This is a genomic window from Acinetobacter sp. ANC 5600 (genome assembly GCF_002018395.1).
Lineage (GTDB): Bacteria > Pseudomonadota > Gammaproteobacteria > Pseudomonadales > Moraxellaceae > Acinetobacter > Acinetobacter amyesii.
The window spans coordinates 71,536-92,925 of sequence record NZ_MVKW01000003.1; the positions used below are offsets into that span (position 1 = coordinate 71,536).

Below are 21,390 nucleotides of genomic sequence, written 5' to 3' on the forward strand. Positions count from 1 at the left end.
TGTTTATACGACTGTCTAAAAAATATCTGACTTTGACCTAAGCTGCGTAGATTGTATCTTTTAAAATACTCAGACCATTGGCTTGAGCCATAAACGCATCTTTTAGAACAGTCTGATTTTCCACTTGTTTTAAACCAAAGTTTCGCGCCCACACCACAGGTGAAAAAGTGGTGGTTTCTAACCAACCAATCGCGGACATACTATGCATCATGGCATCGTTTTGCCCTTTACGGCGGTGCTCATAGCGCTTCAAACTTTGTTCATGTGCCCACACACCTCGTTTTTTATCGGTCAAAAGCACATCGCAAAGCACCGCTGCATCTAAACAACCAATATTCACGCCTTGTCCTGCAAGCGGATGAATCACATGGGCCGCATCACCAATCAACGCCAGACCATCATGCACATATTGCTGCGCAGCTCGTGCCTTCAATGGAAATTTAGCACGCGGAGTTGCTTCTAAGACTTCACCGAGCATGTGATGACTTTCTCGAGTGAGCAACGCATTAAATTCAGCATCGGATAAAGCCACATATTCATCGGCGTAATCATCTGGTAAGGTCCACACAATGGATTGCCAATAACCGCTTTCCTCTTTTTTCAGACTCGCCATCGGCAAAAATGCCAAAGGCCCAGTTTCTAAGAAAATTTGACGCGCTACATGCTGATGCGGTTGGGCGGTTTTAATTGCACAGCTCACACCGGCTTGTTTATAGTCCAGCACATCTAGATCGATGAAAGCTTGCTCACGGACAAATGAGTTTGCACCATCTGCACCTATCACCAGTTTTGTTTTGAGCTGGGTACCATCTGCGAGGTGAATGATCCACACACCAACGCCGCGCTCAACACGACTGACCTTGACTTGGGTTCGGTAGTCTTCGAGTTGTTCTAGCATTTTTTCTTGAATGGCTAAATTCAATATGCTTGGTTCAACCATTGAACCTAAAGCTTGCTCAACTGATGGTGTTTGGTCTGCAACATGACCAAAATTGATTTCTCCATAGCCATTTTTATTCCACACCTGCATACCAGTATAAGGCTGCTGACGGGCAAGCTTTTCCCAAACGCCCACAGTCTTGAGTAAATGAATGGTGGCTTGACTGAGCGCCAAAACTCGAGGATTCACAACACTTTTGGTTTTTTCTGCATCCAAAATAGGTGCCGCATCCAATACCGTAGCCTGCACACCGCCCTGCGCCAATAACAATGCCGTTAAGCCACCGACCAAGCCGCCGCCGACAATCACGGCATCCAGTACATCTGTATGATTTAAACTCATGCTTTTAGCCCCATTGCATAATTCGCGACCAAAGGCTTAATCCCCGGAATGGTGTCAAAGGCAACTAATCCAGTATTGCGAATCAATTTTAAAAATGGATTCTGGTTACTAAAACCACGAACAACTGAATCACAGAATTTAATCACCCGCTGCTGATCGGTCAGGCGCGATTTTTCATAATCAAGCAACATAGCTGCATCACCCAGATCTGCATTTTTTTCAACTTGCTCTTTTAAATAACGGCGTAGTACATAAGCATCGCGCATACAAAGATTGAAGCCCTGACCTGCCACTGGATGAATGGTATGTGCTGCATTTCCCATCAACACTACACGTCCAACTGCTTGTTTCTCTGCAAGTACTTGCGACAATGGGAAGCTGAAACGTTTACCAGTTTTTTGGAATTTACCGGCACGGTCACCATAGGTTTCTTGTAAAGCATCTAAGAAGTGCTGATCATTTTCATCACCCATCCACTCGCCTTCAGTTCCTTTGGGAACAGGCCAAACCACTGAGCGACGGTATTCACCTGGAAGTGGCAGCAGCGCTAGCGGACCAAGCGGACTAAAACGCTCGAAACCGACATGACCATGCGGTTTAGAGGTTTGTACTGTAGTGACAATCGCCACTTGGTCATAATCATGCACCGATGCGCCAATACCTAAGGCTTTACGGCAGAATGAATCACGGCCATCGGCGGCAATCACAATTTTAGATTGTAGTTTGAGCTGTTCTTCAGCACGCTTTGCTTCAATATAGGCATGGTCTGCATCCTGCGTCAGCGAAGTCACTTGTACGCCGTCAATTAATTCAATGAATTGTTGTTTTTTGACTTCTGTGAGCAGCACACGGCCTAACCATGCATTTTCAATAACTTGTCCAAAGCTTTCGACTTTTTCTTGTTCTGCTTTGAGTCTTGCCTTACCAAAACTTCCTTGCTCGGTAATATTCACTTCTAAAATAGGTGTGGCGTGTTCCTGCAAAGAATCCCAGAGGCCTAGTTCTTGATAAATTTGCACCGTACGGCGTGACAAGGCGCTGTTTCGTGCATCAAAACTCGAGTGATAAGGCTCAAGGTTTGCATCATCATAATTGGGGTATTTAATGGCTTCTAAAAGTTTTACGCCAATTTTGTCTTTGGCCAACATGAGTGCCAGACTTAAACCGACCATACCACCACCAACTATGATGACTTCTTGCTGCATGCTTGTTTCCTTTTTTATCAAGTATTCGAATTTAGGACATTCACTCGAAATACATATAATCTGTAATGAATTTTATCTTACATCAAGGGCATGATTTTTTATAATGAAATACAAATTAGTTGCAGGTATTTGCACTGATTAAATACAAAATTAATCATCTCTTGCCGTAAATATTGATCTTTAAAAAAGAGAAAATCACAATAAAAATGGCTGAGTCCATCAGTATGAGCCATCATTTGCGTAAATCAGCGTCATTTGAACATGTCATGTTTTGATGCATTCAAAAGGACGATATCAAGCTAACTACCTGATGATCTGCCTTTAGCCATTGCTCAATTAGTTGAATAAGTGATTGCAGCTGCAAAAACCAATTATGTTACACCATTCGGTTTAATGAGCTTTTCATTACACAACATTTTCTGGATATATTCCGCAGCAGAATATCCAGAATATGTAATTTTTGTTGTGTTATTGGCGCCTTATCCTAAAGTTGATGCACGTACCAAGCTTTAATTTGAGTTAGGTACAGAGCAACTCTAAAGCGATGTCGAGCACTATTATTCAAACAGGTTTTAGCGCCAACTTTACCTTGGCATGGTGTGAAAATACTATGGCGCAAACCTTAGAAAATACGCTGCAAACCAATAATTGAGAAAGATTTACCCACCAAGCTGAGTTGTAGATTCATACCGATATGACTGAGCCAGCGAAAAAAAAATCAACAAACAAACATTAGTGAATGGCTGTAATTATGATTATATGCCCCCGAGTGTATTGGTCAAATATGCTATAGATCTGATTTCACATGCTGAATATGCTGAACTGGCAACAGGACATTTGGCCGTATATGAAAAACCGGAAGAGTTTTTAAAATTAGCGACTGATTTTTTACAAAAATCTTAATGTTTGAATGAAGTTAAAAAGCCGATCTAATGATCGGCTTTTTTATATTTATTTAATATTTTCCATGATTTGGTCAAAATATTGCGCTCATGCATTCAATTTATTTTCATAGCAATAGATAGAGATATAGAACATAAATGACAGAAATGATCTCCTTAATACGGAATAATTTAAATGAATGGCTTAAGCATTAAAATGCTGGATTAATTTCCGCAATCGAATTTCTGCATCTTGATTAAAAGCATTCGCCGCTTGGTGATACCAGCGTTTCGCCATCTTAAAATCTTGAGCTGCGCCGTTGCCTAGCTCATACATTAAGCCAATTTTATAGGGAGCAATTGCACAGCCTTGTTTTGCCGATTGCTTGTACAAGTTCATAGCTAGATTATAATCTTGATCAAGAATTTCGCCCTTTTCATATATTTCAGCAAGGGCCGTTCTTGCGTTTATATTTCCCTTTTCCACTGACTGATTCAGCAGAGCTAAAGCGATATGAACCTCTGTTTTACATGGTTTTCTGAACAACAGCACCGCTAACTTCAGCATCGCCGCATCATCCCCCTGATCAGCCGCTTTTTGATACCATCCTTGTGCTGTAACATCATTTTTTTCGACGCCGCATCCCGTTTCATACATTTCACCCAATTTAATTTGGGCTGCAATATCCCCTCTTGAGGCTAAACTCAAATAATCATCATAAGTACGCTGATTGTTATACTTAAACTTTATTTTCTTTACTGGATTATAATCACTATCAAAGATTTCAAAACCGACATAGTTTTTAAAGAGTTCAATCAATAACTGCCGAACCAATTGAGTATGATAAATTAAATGATCCTTTTCGCTAAAATAATAATACTGATAATAGCTTTCCAAATCTTCATTGATTTCTTCTTTTAAACTGTTTAAATCAGTCGTCCATTTTTTTTGAACTTTGCCATTTTCAACATATTCGTATAAATACCTTGTTGAAAAGTTTAACCATTCCTTTTCAAAATCTTGTCTTTCTCCATCCATGTAAAGTTCCTCTTCTTCCGCTTGAATGACACATCTGATTTCTGCACCCTCTTTATAAAGCGCATAGCTATAGCTTGAATTTGTGTCTGCAAAATCAAAGAAGATCATCCATTTCATCGGCAACTGACTGCTCAGCAAACTGCTCCATTTTTCAGGTTCAGTAAAAGCAAAATGTGCTAATCCGGCACTATTGATACAAACAATATGATCCGTCAGCCACTCTATATCTAATGCAGATTTTGAGTTTTCTTCAAAATAAACCAGCCAATCATTTATCAGTCTTTCAATATTCTGTTGATTGCCATTAAAGGGAATAACCACCCCAGCTTTTCTAACGCCCATAATTATGATTAAAATAAAAAATTTATACGATTAATTTAAAAAGACTTATATCTAGTTTTTGTAAAAACTTAACATCATAAAATCAACTCCATTGTTAATTACACTTGTCTATGTGACTAGTATTTATAAGACTGCTTGTAGATAAAAAAAGCCGATCATCTGACCGGCTTTTTTAATTACTATATTAACTTAAGCGGCTTTCGCTTTCGCCATCAGCACTTCAATGTCTTCTACAGATTTCACCACTGCAGCTGTTAAAACACGTGGACCTGCTTTAGTTACAGCCACATCATCTTCAATACGAATACCGATACCACGCCATTTTACATCCACTGTTTCATCATCTGGCGCAATATAAAGACCAGGCTCAACAGTCACAACCATACCTTCTTCATAGGCACGCCATTCACCGTCTTGTTTGTATGAACCGACGTCATGCACATCCATACCAAGCCAATGACCCGTACCATGCATATAGAATTGGCGATAACTTTCTTTTGCGATGATTTCGTCAATATCTCCTTGCATAATGCCAAGATCCAATAAACCTTGAACTAAAATACGCACTGCAACGTTATGTGGTTCTTTATAAGAGTTGCCGATACGCACCGCATCAATCGCCGCAATTTGTGCATCAAGTACGATATTATAAAGTGCTTTTTGTTCAGGGCTGAATTTACCGTTGACTGGGAAAGTACGGGTAATGTCTGAGGCATACAGCTGATATTCACATGCTGCATCAATCAGTACCAAATCACCATCTTTGAGTTCTTTGTCATTTTCCACATAGTGCAAAATACAGCCATTTTCACCGCCGCCGACAATGCTGTTATAGGAAGGCACACAGCCATTTTTACCAAAGACATAATTCAGTTCTGCTTCTAGTGCATATTCCATCATGCCCGGTTTAACCGTTTGCATGGCACGAGTATGCGCTTCTGCTGAAATATCCGAAGCAATCTGCATCAATTCAAGTTCATCATCAGACTTGTGCAGACGCATTTCATCAATAATACGATCAAGCTGAATCACTTGTGCAGGCGCACTCGCACCTTTGCGTGATTCACCACTCGCTGTTGCAATCCACTGCGCCACACGTGCATCGAAATCAGCTTGCTGACCTATTCGATAGAATAATTTATCTTTATTTTGTAATTTTTCTAAAATTTCTTCATCAAGCAAATCAATTGCATAAGCTTCATCGGCTTCATAATCATCTACTGCCCCATCTACACCCGCACGGTAGCCATTCCAAATTTCCATTTCACGGTCACGTTCACGGCAGAATAAACTGTAGCTATAACCTTCTTCTTCCGTATCAAAAGTTTCAATCACTGCAACCGCTTCAGGTTCAGCAAAACCTGTTAAATAAAAGAAACTACTATCAGCTCGAAATTTATAATCTGCGTCGCGATTACGCATGGCTTCTTTGCTCGTGGCAATAATTGCAATACTACGTAGTCCCATTTCACCCGCAAGGATGTCTCGACGTTCTTGAAAATCCGCTTGAGTTAATTTCTTCATTTAAATACTTCTTATACCTGCTGGCTGATATTGTTTAAATTTTGATTCAATTGAATATGAATCTCTCAATCTATGTGAGGCATGTATAAAAACACGTAATACCTCACATAGATATAAGCAAAATTAATGCCTTAGCTTGGACGATGTGGGGTGAACATTTCAACCACATTACCCACTTGAGCCGATGAATTTTTAGCGCTCAGTTGTAGCAACGGTGTTTCTGAAACATCAACTTTGGTACGTCCCATAGACAGGCTCACTGGGATTAAACGAACAAATTCGTATAATTCCTGATAGCTTTCTTCACCTTCTTCATCATCATCTGAATCTTCAAATTCTACTGAAGCGACATCCTGTAAATGCTCAATCAATTCTTGTTCATTGGTGCGCAGATGACCTGCCGCCAAACCAAAACCAAGAACAACACCTGCACACCAATCTGCCAAGGCTTGCACACGCTCACCTAGCAAGTGATCATCATCTGGTAATAAAGGAAGATAGTCGAGTTCATCATCTGAAAGTGAATGAGCTACATCTTCTGCTTCTTCAGTCAACAATGCCACCGCATCTTCGTCTAATTCAGCTACATCAAGCGTTGCTAAAATTTGTTGCCACTCTTCACGAGTCGGGGGTTGTGACACACAAACTATACCAGTGAGTAGACCATGTAACTCACTTGGGCTTGAAATTTCTTCAATTTTAGAAAAATTCTGGGACCAATCTGACCAACCTGAAATATCGTCTTGCATTCGCTTATCCAATCTCTATACTTCGTATATATTACCTTTGTTTGCAAGACTGTGCGACTACGTTATGTTAGAAGAATTACAGCGTCTCCAAGCGCATATTAGCGTTTTAAAAAAGCGACTGGCGCAATTTGAAAGCGAAAATAATGCCCTACAAGATGAGAAAAACTCGTCTGATGAGCACCATCATGCTCAAATTGTACATAAGAACGGTATTATCACCTCCAAACAAGAAGAAATTGATACGCTGAATGAGCAATTAACTGATTCACGTGCTCAACTTCAACAGCTGAATACTGATGCAACTGCTTTGGCTGACCGATATAGCCGTCTTGAAAAAAGCTGTACTGATCTAAAAAATCGTTTTCAAGAAATTTTGGCAGAACGTAATGAGCTACGTATCGTTAAAGAAAAGATGCAAAATGAACAGCGTCATGCTCAACAAGAAATTCAAGGTTTGCAGCAAGAACGTGAACGTTTATTGCAAAAAAATGAACATGCCAAAGCAAAAGTTGAAGCGATTATTCAACGTTTAGCTATTTTAGGTACAGCTCAAGATCAACATGCGCAAGAAATTCAACAATTGGCACATCCGACTGAAAGTAATGAGGAAGTTTGATCATGAGTGAACAAATTGCAGTTGATTTAAAAGTTCTAGGTCATAGTTTCCGTTTAGCAACGACTTCTGACCAACAAACCGATTTAGAACGCGCAGCACAATTACTGAATGACAAATACGATGAATTTCGTCGTAAAGCACCACGTATGGAACCGAGTAAGCTGATCATTATGGTCGCACTTGAATTAATGCAAGAAGTCTTGTCAATGAATAAGAGTTTGCAAGAATATGCAAACTGCGAACTTTTGTTGCAAAATATTTTGGAACAAGTTGAAGAATTGACTGATTAATCGGTGGTTTAGTGATTATACTTTGCCCGATTGCTTCATTTTAAACACTTTGTCAGTGTTTGGTGATTTGCCAATAACGCTGAATTCGTTATACTGAGCACATCTCTGAGGTGTTCGCCAGCTAGGTCTAATCCCCTGCCGATACTTAAACTTATGGATGTGTTCTGTATATTCTGAGCGTATGCCCTCCTCGAGTGGGAAACCCAGCGAGTGTACGTCGCGTCCACCTTGAACTCATCGGGTTCAGGGTCACGACATTTGCAGCGGCATCTTCGGAGTGTTTATTTTCCAAATCCTGATTTAAATTACAAGCATTTGATTTAAAAAACATTTTTTAATTTACTATTCTATTTTCGTGCCCCTCTACTTTTGTTCTTCACCATAATTATTTCATTTATGTTTAGTTAGTTTAAAAGTTTATTTATTCAAGCTAATTCATTTTTTGAGTTGTTCCAGTTTAGCTAACTGTCTATCCAAAGCTCTGTCCATTTCAGGAAGTATTTGTCGTAAATATTGAATTGATGAAATGGCTTCATCCAATTTCACGACGCCTTTTTTAACCAAGTTATATTGTTGCTCGAGTAGAGCGAGTACTTGATTTTGATTCGGCTGCTGTCCCTGACTCATCAGCGTATTTATTTGCTGAAATTGTTGATATACCTGTTCACGTTGCTGTAATAGCTCAGAGTGCGTTTCACTGTCGAGTATTGATTGTTTGGAATTAGAACTTGAATGCTGCAATACATTTTCTGTAGTTCGCTCAGAACGTGTTTCAGTCACTTTTTGTTGATCTAACGGTAGCTGTTCATGAACCTCCTGCTGCTTTGGTTTTAATAACTGAATCATCAACAATAAAATCAAGCCAACCACTAACCCGATAACAATCCATTTCTTATACATGATTCAATCTCTAAATGTTCTTCAATTAAAAAAATTCAGAGCCGATTTGACTCTGATTTTTCCATTTTCTTTTGAATTAAACTGTTTTACTGACTGCCCCATCCTGCTGGTGCATAACCTAAACGAACGCGCTGTGGGTGATTGCCAACAGGCACAGTGATGACTTTTTCACCTGTCGCGAAATCGATCACGGTTACTGCATCTGTCGCACTTTCAGAAATTACACAGCGTTTACCATCTGGGCTTTGCGTTGCCCAATACGGTTTGCCTGCAGCAATCAATTTCGCCACGGTCAAAGTTTTACGATCGACGATGGTGGCATAATCATCCATCGTTCCTGCAACACATAGTTTTTCACCATCTCCACTGATCGAAAGCCCATGATGGCGTGAGTCATTTACCCATTTCGTGCGATCAGAGGGAATAGTTGTACTTCCCGGAAGCTGTGCAATGCGTGTGACTTTGCCTTGATTGAGATCATATTCGACCAAGCCATTAAAAAATGAGACTTGCGCATAGATTTTGGATTCATCTTTGCTAAACACAATTGGACGCACAGCGTTTGATAGGTCTTTACGACCAAAGGCATCCAATGCAGGACGAAAATCAATTTTCTTCAAGACTTTAAAATTATTAGCATCGGCAATGGTGATATAGCGTTTGCCTTTAGTGAAATCCTGCCACGCTGCATCCATTGAGGTTTCGACATTACCTATGGCTGAGTTAAGAATTTTTGTGCCACCATCAAAGTAAATATTTTCATGTGGCTTATCTCCTGTGGCAAAGCGCCCGAGCTCCTTGCCTGTGTTGATATCGAGTATATGTACGACATTTCCTGAAGATGCTGAAACAGCAACTTGTTGCCCATCGGGTGAAACCGCCATATGGTCTGCTCGAAATCCCTCAACGGGTGTGCGCCAATTGATTTTTCCTGTTGCTATGTTAATCGAGACTACATCTGCAAAACTTGGGCGTGATGCAACTACCGATTTGCCATCTGGTGTGGAATACATGTCATCGACCAATTGATCATTTCCCTCTCCTGCTGTATTACGAATATAGCTATAGGCGATCAATTTTACTGGGTTAAGGTAAATTTCAGTGAGCCGTTCTTTTTTGTCGGGCACCATATTGATGACACCAACTTTCTGATAGTTTTTTGCAGGATTGATGACTGTAACCGTACCATCCCAATTATTGCCGACAAAAAAGACTTGCTGGCTATTGGGTGGAATTGGTGCAGTGGTTGTCGCGGCGAAAGTAAGTGGCGACACCGCAACCGTCATACAAAGAAGTGTCCTGATCCAGAGATTCTTTTTCATTTTTATTGTCCATTGATTTGTTTTTATGCATACCTTTTGAGCTACGTCATTAGATAAGTGTCGCTTTTTAAGCGCAAAGAAAGCTTATTCAATATACAAGTGTAGATATAGCGTATTTGTTTTAATTCCGATGAGTTGTTGATTAAAACCAAGTCTTCAATCTGCATTCACTTTTTGGGAAGCAAAAAAAAGCACCCGAAGGTGCTTTTTTAGTTCATCAAATTATTAGTAAATAATTTGATTATTGTTGATTAGGTCATCTAGTTCGACTTTGCTCGTTTGATTGAGCAAGACTACAAGATCTTGTGATTCATATTCCGTACCTGATGTGCCATCACGGTCAATTGAAATCACAGCCGATTCAGTCACTTCATCATATGCTACTGTTACAAACTCTGCGAGAGTTGCTTCAGTTGCATCGTCAGAAAGTAATGAAGATATATCGATTTGGTCAGCAATAGAAAAATCATTTACTGTTGTTAATGTATTACCGCCCAAATTATCGTCTGCAAGAAGGTCGAAAACAATATCATCACCAATAAGTAAACTTTCACTTTCTAATGAGAACATCGCAAACGATGCTGTCGCAGTCACTGTTTCCTGAATAGGAAGCACATTGTTACTGTTTCCTAACTCTGTTTCGAGCTGGGTTGTAAGTACATTTACATCTTGAATTGAGGTTTCAGGGACTGTAACTTTCACTACAAAATCTTCAACTTGACTACTTGAAGTGCCTTGATAAGTATAATACCCATCTGAATCTTTGCTTACTGATATACCATTTACCGAAACTTTGGCATCAACTAAAGCATCAAGAGCAGCAGATTTAAATTTCACACCATTTACATTCACATTTGCCTCTGCATCATTTAAAACTTCTGCATGTAAAGTAAATTGTAAAATTTTCTCTGGAACGCCTGCTTCCGGAGCTACTACACCAAGTTGATCCTGTCCATTTTGATTTTTCTCACCTGTCTTAGCAATTTGAGTTCCATCCGCAAATAGCACACCTTCCAACATATTAATTTGGAAACCACTTACATTTTGGACACCCGTAATACTCAAGTTAAAACCATCAATATAGTTGGTTGTATCAGAGTTGTTTAAAATCATTGAATTGACAGGATATTTTTCATCTGAATACGCTTCATCAAATACAATCCAATCACTCGGAGTACCTTTTTGACCTCCAAAGTCTTTAGGGAAACTATTTGAGAAATTAAGCCCAAGCTCATTCTGAGTCAGAACTTTGTTAATTTTCTCCCAATTGATAATAATAATTTCAGAAACGTTAATTTCACTTTTCAAATTAGTAAAGATTCTTAGCGCATCGTTAATTTTATTGAAATCATTACCATACTGTGGATCATTGATAATAGCTTGCATCTGTGCAGCAATATCTACAATTTTCGCACCCGCAACAAGATCATCAGAAACATAATTACCTTGTGCATCTTTATAAATCGTACCTAGGTTTGGAACGTTAATCACTGAACTTGACGCACCACCACCAGTTCCACCTGATGTTGACCCTGATACCGAAATTTCACTTGTTAATGTTGCTTTTAACTCAATGAGTTCAGCATTGCCAGTTACAGGAGTTGTAACTTTACCATCAGTAACTTGAAGACTTATCGAAGGCAATACAGCACCTGAATTTAGCTGATCCGCACCTTTCTGAGTTAAGGTTACAGATTGATCAGCCACTGATAATTGATAGAAACCGTCGGCACTAACTGTCGAGCCATTAGTAAATGTCACAGTCAGACTATCATTATCTGCATCCGATGCAGCATAAGCAGCAATTTTTTGACCGGCAACAGCTGCACCAACAGTGACTACTTCTGGTTCAATTTCAATTTCAGGTGCTACGTTTGTTACAGAAGCAGGATACAAAATTACACCGAACTCTAGTTCTGAACTTGCAGTTGAACCATTCGATTTTTCAGTTGCAACAGATTCAAGCTTCACATTCAACTGTAAAGAATTACCTGTAACAACCAAACTTGGTGGTGCAATCGCCACTAAGCTTGAACCTTCGATACTCATGCCATCAGCGACAAAACTTAAATTGCCATTTGTATCCGCAGTTCCAAGCAATACTCGAGTCCCGTTCTCTGTAATAGCATAAATTTTCATACCTTAATATCAGCATAAGATAGTGTTTGACCCACGATGATTGGTGTTTTATTCCCAGCAGCATCTACGATTGTCAATACACCGTCTTTTGGCAGATTTGTTACCGTAATAACAAGCTGATCATTTGCTGTATTTGCATCTGAAATACCAAAATGCGCCCATGTTAATGTCACACTTTGATCTTCTGTCGTAACCACTTGGGTTGTTTCAACTTCAGGAGCGATGTTGTCCACTGAGACAGTTTTATCGACTTCCGCACCCGGATTGCCTGATTTATCTTCATAGCTATCTGTTGGGACAGTTACGGTAATGTCACCATCAACACCCGGAGGTACTTCACCAGTCACCACATATGAGCCATCTGGTTGTTTCACTGGCGGCGTAAATGGTACTTCGATTGGACCTTTTGGACCTTCAACAATGATCTTCTCTTCTGTAATCGTCGATGAATCGACATCATCCGGATAAGTCACAGTGATCTTACCTTCTGGAGTAATCGTCACTTCTGCTACAGGCGGAACCATATTGATGTTTTCGTTGCCTGTACCTGGTAGACCCAGGTTACCCGAAGTGTCTTCATATGAACCTTCTGGTACATTAACCGTAACTTTGCCTTCAACGTCCTCTAGCACTTTACCCGTTACCGTAATTGAACCGTCTGGTTGAGTCTCAGGTGTACCAAACTCAACCACGATGTCTTTGCCATTTGGATCTTTAACCGTAATTTGGTCAGGCGTAATTGGGGATGGATCGGTGTCATCAGGGTAAGTCTGTACGATGTCACCATTCGGTGTCACAGTCACTTCAACTTGTGGACGCTCAGTTGTCGCATGTTCAACTTTTCCTGGCGTAAATAAATATGCAAAACCAGTTAATTTGTTGTTTCAAATCAATACTATTGATGCATACAAAATACATGTTCAACGTGATGAAAAATTATGCGCAGATGATCAAGCTAAGAACCAAAAATGTGCAACTAAACTCTATATAGATGAATTTAAAGCGGGTGATTTTTATATTAATAATTCTGCTGATTTTTATTTAAAAGAAGGCGAATACCAATTTAAGGTGAAAAATTGTACAACTCATTGTGAAAATTATTCAGTTAGCTAATGTGTAAACGAAAAGTCACTTTTGAATAACTTATTACTTACAGTTGATAATAACGGCAAACCCGTTATATTAAATAATGATGGCACTAGGATTAATAATTGCCCGATTAGAGAAAATGCTCTAAAAAATGTAATAAAACCAATTGAACCGAGTTTAGATAATATAAACTTAGCTGCCGATTCTTTATTTAAATTTAATGGTGGCAAACTAAACGATTTACTTCCTGCAGGTAAATCAAGCTTGAATGAACTAGCAACTAAACTTAATAACCAATATGCACGTATTGATATGATTAAGCTTACCGGACATACCGACCGTTTAGGCAGTGAAAAATATAATCAGCAACTTGCATTGCAACGTGCACTAACTGTCAAAAATTACTTAATGAACCAAGGGATTGCTGCTGACAAATTAAGTTTCGCTTCAGCAGGTGAAACTCAGCCTGTAACCAATAGTTGTTTTGATGTTCAAGATCGAAATACCTTAAAAGCTTGCTTACAAGCAGATCGTCGTGTTGACGTCCAAATTCTTGGTATTAAAAAGCCTTAAATAAGTCCGCGTTCCTTAAGCCGACTAGTGTTTTAAGGAACGCTTTATATAAAAAAGATAAAATCTATTTCTTCGGACTTTTAAGCTTGAACGCGTTAAAATGCCTTTGAGAATTTTGTGCTACTTTGAAATGAATCATGACTTTGAGCACCACCAGCCTTCGTAAACAACTCCGTAAGCAGCGTCGTAGCCTAAACCTATGGGAGCAACGACAAGCTGAACAACAAGTCCTACAGCGCTTAATCAGACACAGTTATTTTAAGCGCAGTCAGCATATAGGCGTATATTTACATGCATTTGGTGAAATTCACACTCAAAAGATCATCCACTACTGTTTTGCGCATCAAAAACACGTGTATTTACCCATGATTTGCAACATGAATCAGCAACTGGTTTGGGTTGAAATCTCACGCCATCAATACATTAATAAACGTTTTTCTCATCACCCGCTCGGTATGAAAGAACCGATGGCAAGCCACGGGAAGCATGTTTCTCACCTTGACCTTTTAATCATGCCCTTACTCGCTTGCGACAAGTACGGCACACGTATTGGTATGGGGGGTGGCTTCTACGATAAAACATTAGCGACTGCCCACTCTACCCCATACCGTTTAGGACTTGGCCATGATTTTCAACTCATTCAAGACTCTTTGGTTCGAGAAGCATGGGATCAACCGCTAGATGGATTTATTAGCCCATCTCAAACTTTAAGTTTCAAACGTTAATTTGATATTTTTGACACTGAGTTACACTTAAAAATCACATATTTAGTCATTTTTTACACATTTTAATTGGCATGACCCTTGTAATTTAAAAAATACACATCACTATAAAAAACATGGCAACACCGTTGTCACTCATTAGGAGTGCCCATGTCTGAGATTATTATGAATGAAGAAAGCTTGGAAACTACAATTCCGAGCGTATTACCGCTCTTAGCGCTACGAGATGTGGTTGTATATCCTCACATGCAAATTGCACTGTTTGTGGGTCGTGAAAAGTCGATCAATGCAGTCAATGTCGCACGTGACAGTGACAATCTTGTATTCGTAGTTGCACAAAAAGATTCGCTAACAGAAGAAATTGATCACGACAATTTATATCAATACGGTACTGTCGCGAAGATTGTGCAAGTTGTGAATCATGAGAATGATGAAAACTGTATAAAAGTACTGATTGAAGGCTTATATCGTGCCAAGTTAGAAAAAATTATCGATGCCGATAATTACCTGACTGCCGAGCATTCATTAAGCCCAATGACGGTTTCTGTAGACTCAGAAACTCAGAATAACCGTGTGGAAGAATTACGCACCTTATTTGCTCAATATGCAGAAGCAAAATTGCGTAACGCACGTGAATTGATTGCAGCAGCCAATAAAATTGATGATTTGCTACAATTATTATTCTTTGTAGCAACACGCGTGCCTTTGAATATTGATGTAAAACAAAAGTTCTTAGAGCATGATGAATTTGAAGCACATTTAGCTGAGCTGATGACCTATTTATTACAACAGTCAGAAGAACAGCAAATTGAGCAAACCTTACATGATTCTGTAAAACGCCAAATGGAAAAGAATCAGCGTGAATACTTCTTAAATGAAAAAATGAAGGTCATTCAACGCGAACTTTCTGACATGAATGGCGGTGGTGAGGATGACGTTGCAGAAATTGAAAAACGTCTAGCTGAAGCCGATTTACCTGAACATGTACGCAAGAAAGCTGAAAATGAGTTCCGTAAGCTAAAAGCAATGCAACCTGCTTCGAGCGAAGCTGCTGTCGTGCGTAACTATCTAGAAGTTATTTTAGATACGCCTTGGAACAAAGCCAGCAAAGTCAGCATTAACCTTGCGAAAGCTCAAGATATTCTTGATGCCGATCACTATGGTTTAGACGACGTGAAAGACCGCATTGTGGAATACCTTGCTGTTCAATCACGTGTAAAAAAACTTCGTGGCCCAATCCTGTGCTTAGTTGGTCCTCCAGGTGTAGGTAAAACTTCACTCGGTGAATCTGTTGCCAAAGCAACTGGTCGTGAATTTGTCCGTATGGCGCTTGGCGGCGTGCGTGATGAAGCTGAAATCCGTGGTCACCGTCGTACTTATATTGGTGCTATGCCAGGTAAAATTGTGCAATCTTTGTCTAAGGTTGGCGTAAAGAACCCTCTGTTCTTACTCGATGAAATTGACAAAATGGCGCAAGACTACCGTGGAGACCCTGCTTCAGCATTGCTTGAAGTCCTAGATCCATCACAAAACAGCAAGTTCAATGATCACTACTTAGATCTTGATCTAGACCTTTCTGAAGTGATGTTCATCTGTACTGCAAACAGCATGAATATTCCAGAAGCTTTGCTTGACCGTATGGAAGTGATTCGTCTACCGGGTTACACCGAAGATGAAAAAGTGAATATTGCTGAACGTTACCTTGTTCCAAAAGCCATCAAGAACAATGGTCTACGTGCAAAAGAATTAACCGTTCACGAAGAAGCCATACGCGATATCGTACAACGTTATACACGTGAAGCCGGTGTCCGTAGCTTAGAACGTGAAGTATCGAAAATTGCACGTAAAGTGGTAAAAGAAGCAGTGAGCAAGAAAGCGAAAAATCTTCAAATTGAAGTGAATTCGAAAAATCTTCCTGACTACTTAGGTCCACACAAATTCGACTTCGGTATGGCCGAAGAAGAAGCTGAAGTGGGTCGTGTAAACGGCTTGGCTTGGACATCTGTTGGTGGTGAACTACTGACGATTGAAGTTGCAGCAGTGAAAGGTAAAGGCAAGTTCATTACCACTGGTTCTCTTGGCGATGTCATGAAAGAATCGATCACTGCAGCGATGACCGTTGTACGTACCCGTGCAGATGAACTAGGTATTGAAGCGATTCGCTTTGAAGAAACAGATGTACACGTGCATTTACCAGAAGGCGCAACACCGAAAGATGGTCCATCTGCTGGTTTAGCCCTGACCACTGCTCTTGTTTCAGCGTTTACAGGCATTGCGATTCGTCCAGATATTGCGATGACCGGTGAAACCAGTCTTGGTGGCCGTGCAATGCGCATTGGTGGTTTAAAAGAGAAACTTCTCGCTGCTCACCGTGGTGGCATCAAGCTTGTCTTTATCCCACAAGATAACGTTCGTGACTTGACTGAGATTCCAGACAATGTCAAAGAAGGTCTAGAAATTAAACCAGTGAAATCGATTGATGAGATTTTACCTCTAGCCTTAGTTGATATGCCTAAACCTCTTGCAAAGACACCGATTGTCAAAGCAACTGAAGGTGGCAAAGCTGCTCGTCACTAAGCGCTAGCAACTCGCAATAAAAGAAAAAAAGCCCTGTTTCGACAGGGCTTTTTTTATTCATGCTTTCAACTAAATATTCGAAAAATTTCATTCAAATCCTTCGCTATGATAAGACTCAAGAAAACAGCTACAACTTTTGATTGGATTACTATTTCAAATTCGACATCAAGATCAATAATAGCCAATAAGAAAGTCTTACAAAATTTGAATGCTATTACTTGAAATATCGCCCTCTATCCCACATATATAGTAGAGAGATATACGCGCTGTATGTTTCTTTATTGGTTCCAATCACGTGTAAAAGCGTGATGATCATTGGAACAAGATGGTCATCTACATCTCCAGGTAGATGACCTTTTATCGCAGTCCACAGGCTTTCGGGGCTGCGTTTTTTATGTCATGTTTTTAAAGACATGCTATTTCAAATTTAAAATGGTTTTTACTAAACCATCGATCACTTGAGCCATTTTGTCTAAGTTTAATTTATCCAGGGTATCTTGCTCAGTGTGATAGTGCTTATTACGATAAAATGCCGTATCAGTGATCATCATCGCCGGCATATCAAATTGCCAATAATTCATATGGTCTGAAAAATCCACACCCTGAATAAATGAAGGAGAAATCAAGCGCTCACATTGTAGTTGCTTCAAAGACTCCATCGCCGCACAATACGTTGAGGTTAAGTCACGAGACTGAATATTCCCCACCGATGCAATAAAATTCGTATGAGATGGATAAATCCATTTCAGTCCAACTGGATAATCTTGAGTGACTTTGGGATCAAAATAACCAATCATTTCCAGAATATACACACCTGAAATTTTATCCTTTTCCTTTGCTACCGATTTTGCGTGAATAAAACTGCCCATCGACTCTGTTCTAAAATATGGTGGTTCTTCGAGGGTATAAAATACAAACTCAATATTTTGTTTTAAACGCGCTTTTTCAGCCGAAAGAATCCGAGCAGCTTCGAGTACACCTGCAACGCCAGAAGCATTATCATCGGCGCCATGCTGCTCCTCAAATACATCGTAGTGCGCGCCAATGATCACTCGGTTGCTATGCCCTGCATTTAAGGGACAGACCACATTACGGTATGGTTGGCTGTTTACGGTATAGGTTTGAAAACGACAATTCACACCAAATAAACGCATCTGCTCACGAATCCAAGCAGACACCCGGTTTAACTCTTGAATATTCTTATAGTTACGATATTCAGCTTCATTACCAATAATTTGCTCTAAATAGACTTTTAAATTATCTGGTTCAGCTGTTCTAATATTGTTGGCATACGCCGCAAATGAACACCATGCAAAAATTGAAAGCATTGCTGCTTGCTTGAGCAAAAATAATTTACCGTCCTGCCATGTTTTTTTCATTGTTATTATTCCAATTTTCATCTTTGATCAAATCTGTTTATGCTGCGTATTTAAACAGCAAGCAGAACACGATTTCAATTGCAAATTGTGTCTGAACATACAAAGCGCAAGCGAACCGTTATAATGCTCTTTTGTATACTTTCAGGCGCTGTATGAAAATTCGTATTCTGACAATCGGTCAAAAAATGCCAGCATGGGTACTGACGGGTTTTGAAGATTATTTCAAACGTATTCAGCCTTTTGTTCAAACGCAGATCATTGAATTGCCTATGGCCAAACGTGGCAAGAACGACTCAGAAGCCGACATTTTAAAATACCGTCAAATTGAAGGTGACAGCATTTTAAATGCCATGAAATCGAATGAAGTGCTGATCGCCTTAGAAGTCGGTGGTCGTGAGTTTAGTACCGAAAAACTAGCTGAAACCATGAAAGGCTGGATGCTTGAAGGCAATGATGTGGTTTTAGCCATTGGTGGGCCAGATGGACATTCTGAAGCAGTACGTAAAGCAGCAGCATGGCATTGGTCTTTGTCTAAACTGACTTTGCCGCATCCTATGGTTCGTGTCATGCTCATCGAACAGCTATACCGTGCAATGAGTATTAACCATAATCACCCTTACCATCGTGCGGGTTAATCCGAACTGACTCCAGTATCTACAGCAAGTACAGCGTTGCAACAATGAAACAAACCGTTGAAATTATCCGAATTGTTACGCTGAATAATTTAGTGCATGATCATCATATTCCTTTAAACAACCAACGGCGACCGCGATGAATTTACAAACACTTCCAGGTTTATTTATTTCCCATGGCTCACCTATGCTTGCCATCAATCCTGAGCAAGTCGGTCCTGCGTTGGAACGTTTAAGCCTGAATCTTCCAAAACCTGAAGCCATTGTTATCATGTCAGCACATTGGGAAAGTAACGCACTAGAAGTAAGTACCAGTGCCCGTCCTGAAACTTGGCATGACTTCCGTGGTTTCCCTGCGGAACTTTATGATATTCGTTATCCAGCACCGGGTAACCCAGCGCTTGCTGAAGAAATTCTTCATTTGCTTGCCAATGCAGGATTATCTGCACATGCCAACAGCACCCGTCCACGCGATCATGGCGTTTGGATGCCGTTATTGCATATGTATCCTGATGCCGACATTCCTGTAATTGAAATATCACTGCCGATGACCATGTCTGCGCAAGAGATCTATAAAATTGGACAAACGCTTGCACCTTTACGTGACAAGCAAATCCTGTTGATTGGATCGGGCAGTATTACTCATAACTTACGTGAATTGGCTTGGGATGGTCGTGCCGCAGCCGTGCCTGAATGGGCGTCTACATTCCGTAATTTTGTGGTCAATAAGCTCACTCATCAAGATTTTGATGCAGTTCTCGATTGGCAAAATATCCCGTTTGTACAACGCAACCATCCGACCATTGAACATTTTGCACCCATCTTCTTTGCGATGGGTGCAGGCCCCCGCTTCTCTATTGTTCACAGTAGCTTTAGTATGGGTTCGCTGGGTATGGATATTTATCGTTTTGATTAAACGTGAATAAAACGAGATAGCTTGACTTATTCATAATTTATATTAATAAGTTAACAAATTATTATTTATGGATACATTTTGCTACTTATTTGAGCTGAATGTATTCATATTTTTTTAAAATGAATGGGTTATGCTACAGGCTGAAATTCACTTAGAACAGTTAGCGTAATGAAATTAAAATATTTAGCAATTGCCCTCTTCCCTTTAGCCCTTGCAGCATGTCAATCAAGCGATATCCAAAAAGCTGGAGATTTAGCCGTGAGCGTATTACAACAACAAAATGCTGATAAAACTTTAGCTTCATATCAATGGAGCACCACCACTGAAAATGCACCAAAACCTTTAGTTTTAAATTTTCTAGAAAATGGCACTTTGGGTATTTCAACCAGCTGTAACAGCATGTCAACCCAATGGAAAGTTGAACACAATACACTTGTAACAGGCAACATTGCATCTACCATGATGGCGTGTCCTGATAATGCGATGAAACAAGAAGGACTTGCATCTTCACTCTTTAGTGACCGTAAAGCACCTTTTGTTTTAAATACCACAGATCCACAAAATCCAACGTTAACCATTATCTCTGCAACAGGTGAGAAACTGGTGTTCACTGGAAAATTAACACCTGAAACCCAATATAACTCACAAGGCGAAACGATTTTCCTAGAAGTCAGTCCTGAAACGAAACAATGTACAGGCGTTGCTCCACAAACTTGTTTGCAAGTACGTGAAGTGAAGTACGATGAAAAAGGCTTAAAAACACAAGTTGATAAAGACTGGACCTTATTTTACGATCAAATTGAAGGCTTTAAGCACACTCCTGCAGAACGCCAAATTATTCGCGTAAAACGTTTTGAACGTAAAAACCCTGCTGCTGACCAATCAAAATATGCCTATATTTTTGATATGTCAGTCGAACGTGAAGCCATAAAAGGTACGTTGTAAGTTACAGCCGATAAAAAACCGAGGTCATCGCCTCGGTTTTTTATATCTACACAACCGCAAACGCTGATTGGATATGCATAGTATTGAAATCACGATGTACTGTTCAGCCAACGCTTTAGCGATGTTAATCTAAAGCTCCTTCTTGCAAATTACTGAATTCATCCTGACGAATCGCAATCAACAGACAGATATTTTTAAGAATACAGCGAATTACCCATTGACGCGATTTTGAAGCAAAACAATTAACTCAAAAGACGTGGGTTCTCGT

At 39.9% G+C, this 21,390-nt stretch carries 21 protein-coding genes and 1 other RNA gene; 12 read left to right on the forward strand and 10 right to left on the reverse strand.

From position 1 onward, the window contains the following. Positions 1 to 37: 37 nt before the first annotated feature. Together B1201_RS07260 and B1201_RS07265 are read right to left on the reverse strand one after the other, a co-directional pair. Positions 38 to 1,282, reverse strand: a complete 1,245-nt coding sequence (locus B1201_RS07260; protein WP_078192935.1) for an FAD-dependent monooxygenase — start codon at positions 1,280 to 1,282, stop codon at positions 38 to 40. After that, the gene (locus tag B1201_RS07265) at positions 1,279 to 2,487 is read right to left on the reverse strand and encodes an FAD-dependent monooxygenase (protein WP_078192936.1); all 1,209 of its coding nucleotides are present in this window, start codon (positions 2,485 to 2,487) and stop codon (positions 1,279 to 1,281) included. The genes B1201_RS07260 and B1201_RS07265 overlap by 4 nt, the downstream gene beginning before the upstream one ends. Positions 2,488 to 2,835: 348 nt before the next feature. Here B1201_RS07265 and B1201_RS16945 point away from each other — a divergent pair, with 348 nt between their 5' ends. Next, the gene (locus B1201_RS16945; RefSeq protein ID WP_171263758.1) at positions 2,836 to 3,000 is read left to right on the forward strand and encodes a hypothetical protein; all 165 of its coding nucleotides are present in this window, start codon (positions 2,836 to 2,838) and stop codon (positions 2,998 to 3,000) included. Between the two features lie 246 nt (positions 3,001 to 3,246). Further along, entirely contained in the window at positions 3,247 to 3,390 is a 144-nt protein-coding gene (locus B1201_RS16950; RefSeq protein WP_171263759.1) for a hypothetical protein, read from the forward strand. Positions 3,391 to 3,573: 183 nt separating this feature from the next. On the opposite strand, the gene B1201_RS07270 is transcribed toward B1201_RS16950, so the two are convergent. From B1201_RS07270 to B1201_RS07280, 3 genes are all read right to left on the reverse strand, one after another. Further along, the gene (locus B1201_RS07270) at positions 3,574 to 4,749 is read right to left on the reverse strand and encodes a tetratricopeptide repeat protein (protein WP_078192937.1); all 1,176 of its coding nucleotides are present in this window, start codon (positions 4,747 to 4,749) and stop codon (positions 3,574 to 3,576) included. 189 nt (positions 4,750 to 4,938) lie between these two features. Further along, a complete protein-coding gene (pepP, locus tag B1201_RS07275) occupies positions 4,939 to 6,273 on the reverse strand; it encodes a Xaa-Pro aminopeptidase (RefSeq protein WP_078192938.1) in 1,335 nt (444 codons plus the stop codon). Between the two features lie 131 nt (positions 6,274 to 6,404). Next, positions 6,405 to 7,022 (reverse strand): UPF0149 family protein, encoded by a 618-nt coding sequence (locus B1201_RS07280; protein ID WP_078192939.1) that lies wholly within the window; start codon positions 7,020 to 7,022, stop codon positions 6,405 to 6,407. Positions 7,023 to 7,086: 64 nt separating this feature from the next. On the opposite strand from B1201_RS07280, the gene B1201_RS07285 reads away from it, so the two are divergent. The 3 genes from B1201_RS07285 to ssrS all read left to right on the forward strand — a co-directional run bounded on the left by B1201_RS07285 (position 7,087) and on the right by ssrS (position 8,210). Beyond that, on the forward strand, positions 7,087 to 7,638 hold the full coding sequence (locus B1201_RS07285) for a hypothetical protein (RefSeq protein WP_078192940.1): 552 nt from the start codon (positions 7,087 to 7,089) through the stop codon (positions 7,636 to 7,638). Between the two features lie 2 nt (positions 7,639 to 7,640). Continuing rightward, entirely contained in the window at positions 7,641 to 7,928 is a 288-nt protein-coding gene (locus B1201_RS07290) for a cell division protein ZapA (RefSeq protein WP_078192941.1), read from the forward strand. A gap of 99 nt (positions 7,929 to 8,027) precedes the next feature. Next, positions 8,028 to 8,210, forward strand: a non-coding RNA gene (gene ssrS, locus B1201_RS07295) — 6S RNA. A gap of 153 nt (positions 8,211 to 8,363) precedes the next feature. Here the strand turns inward: ssrS and B1201_RS07300 are convergent. The 4 genes from B1201_RS07300 to B1201_RS07315 form a co-directional block, all read right to left on the reverse strand. Next, positions 8,364 to 8,828, reverse strand: coding sequence for a hypothetical protein (locus B1201_RS07300; RefSeq protein ID WP_078192942.1), 465 nt, complete (start codon positions 8,826 to 8,828; stop codon positions 8,364 to 8,366). A gap of 86 nt (positions 8,829 to 8,914) precedes the next feature. Then, the gene (locus B1201_RS07305; RefSeq protein ID WP_228144770.1) at positions 8,915 to 10,114 is read right to left on the reverse strand and encodes a YncE family protein; all 1,200 of its coding nucleotides are present in this window, start codon (positions 10,112 to 10,114) and stop codon (positions 8,915 to 8,917) included. A gap of 261 nt (positions 10,115 to 10,375) precedes the next feature. Then, a complete protein-coding gene (locus B1201_RS07310; protein WP_078192944.1) occupies positions 10,376 to 12,289 on the reverse strand; it encodes a type I secretion C-terminal target domain-containing protein in 1,914 nt (637 codons plus the stop codon). Next, on the reverse strand, positions 12,286 to 13,086 hold the full coding sequence (locus tag B1201_RS07315; protein WP_143221678.1) for a cadherin-like domain-containing protein: 801 nt from the start codon (positions 13,084 to 13,086) through the stop codon (positions 12,286 to 12,288). Before B1201_RS07315 ends, B1201_RS07310 begins: the two co-directional genes overlap by 4 nt. On the opposite strand from B1201_RS07315, the gene B1201_RS16955 reads away from it, so the two are divergent. The 4 genes from B1201_RS16955 to lon all read left to right on the forward strand — a co-directional run bounded on the left by B1201_RS16955 (position 13,067) and on the right by lon (position 17,250). Next, positions 13,067 to 13,402, forward strand: a complete 336-nt coding sequence (locus B1201_RS16955; RefSeq protein ID WP_171263755.1) for a hypothetical protein — start codon at positions 13,067 to 13,069, stop codon at positions 13,400 to 13,402. The two genes, B1201_RS07315 and B1201_RS16955, sit on opposite strands and share 20 nt — an antisense overlap. Before the next feature lie 21 nt (positions 13,403 to 13,423). After that, positions 13,424 to 13,951, forward strand: coding sequence for an OmpA family protein (locus B1201_RS07325; RefSeq protein ID WP_078192947.1), 528 nt, complete (start codon positions 13,424 to 13,426; stop codon positions 13,949 to 13,951). A gap of 137 nt (positions 13,952 to 14,088) precedes the next feature. Beyond that, positions 14,089 to 14,676: a 5-formyltetrahydrofolate cyclo-ligase gene (locus B1201_RS07330; protein ID WP_078192948.1), complete on the forward strand. Its 588-nt coding sequence runs from the start codon at positions 14,089 to 14,091 to the stop codon at positions 14,674 to 14,676. Between the two features lie 147 nt (positions 14,677 to 14,823). Beyond that, positions 14,824 to 17,250, forward strand: a complete 2,427-nt coding sequence (gene lon / locus B1201_RS07335) for an endopeptidase La (RefSeq protein WP_078192949.1) — start codon at positions 14,824 to 14,826, stop codon at positions 17,248 to 17,250. Positions 17,251 to 17,666: 416 nt separating this feature from the next. Here lon and B1201_RS07340 read toward each other — a convergent pair whose 3' ends face one another. Then, on the reverse strand, positions 17,667 to 18,629 hold the full coding sequence (locus B1201_RS07340) for a M20/M25/M40 family metallo-hydrolase (protein WP_078192950.1): 963 nt from the start codon (positions 18,627 to 18,629) through the stop codon (positions 17,667 to 17,669). Positions 18,630 to 18,781: 152 nt separating this feature from the next. On the opposite strand from B1201_RS07340, the gene rlmH reads away from it, so the two are divergent. The 3 genes from rlmH (at position 18,782) to B1201_RS07355 (ending at position 21,122) form a co-directional block, all read left to right on the forward strand. After that, positions 18,782 to 19,264, forward strand: a complete 483-nt coding sequence (rlmH, locus tag B1201_RS07345; RefSeq protein WP_078189858.1) for a 23S rRNA (pseudouridine(1915)-N(3))-methyltransferase RlmH — start codon at positions 18,782 to 18,784, stop codon at positions 19,262 to 19,264. A gap of 136 nt (positions 19,265 to 19,400) precedes the next feature. Further along, positions 19,401 to 20,177, forward strand: a complete 777-nt coding sequence (locus tag B1201_RS07350) for a dioxygenase (protein ID WP_078192951.1) — start codon at positions 19,401 to 19,403, stop codon at positions 20,175 to 20,177. Between the two features lie 168 nt (positions 20,178 to 20,345). Next, entirely contained in the window at positions 20,346 to 21,122 is a 777-nt protein-coding gene (locus B1201_RS07355) for an META and DUF4377 domain-containing protein (protein WP_078192952.1), read from the forward strand. The last annotated feature ends 268 nt before the right edge of the window (positions 21,123 to 21,390 follow it).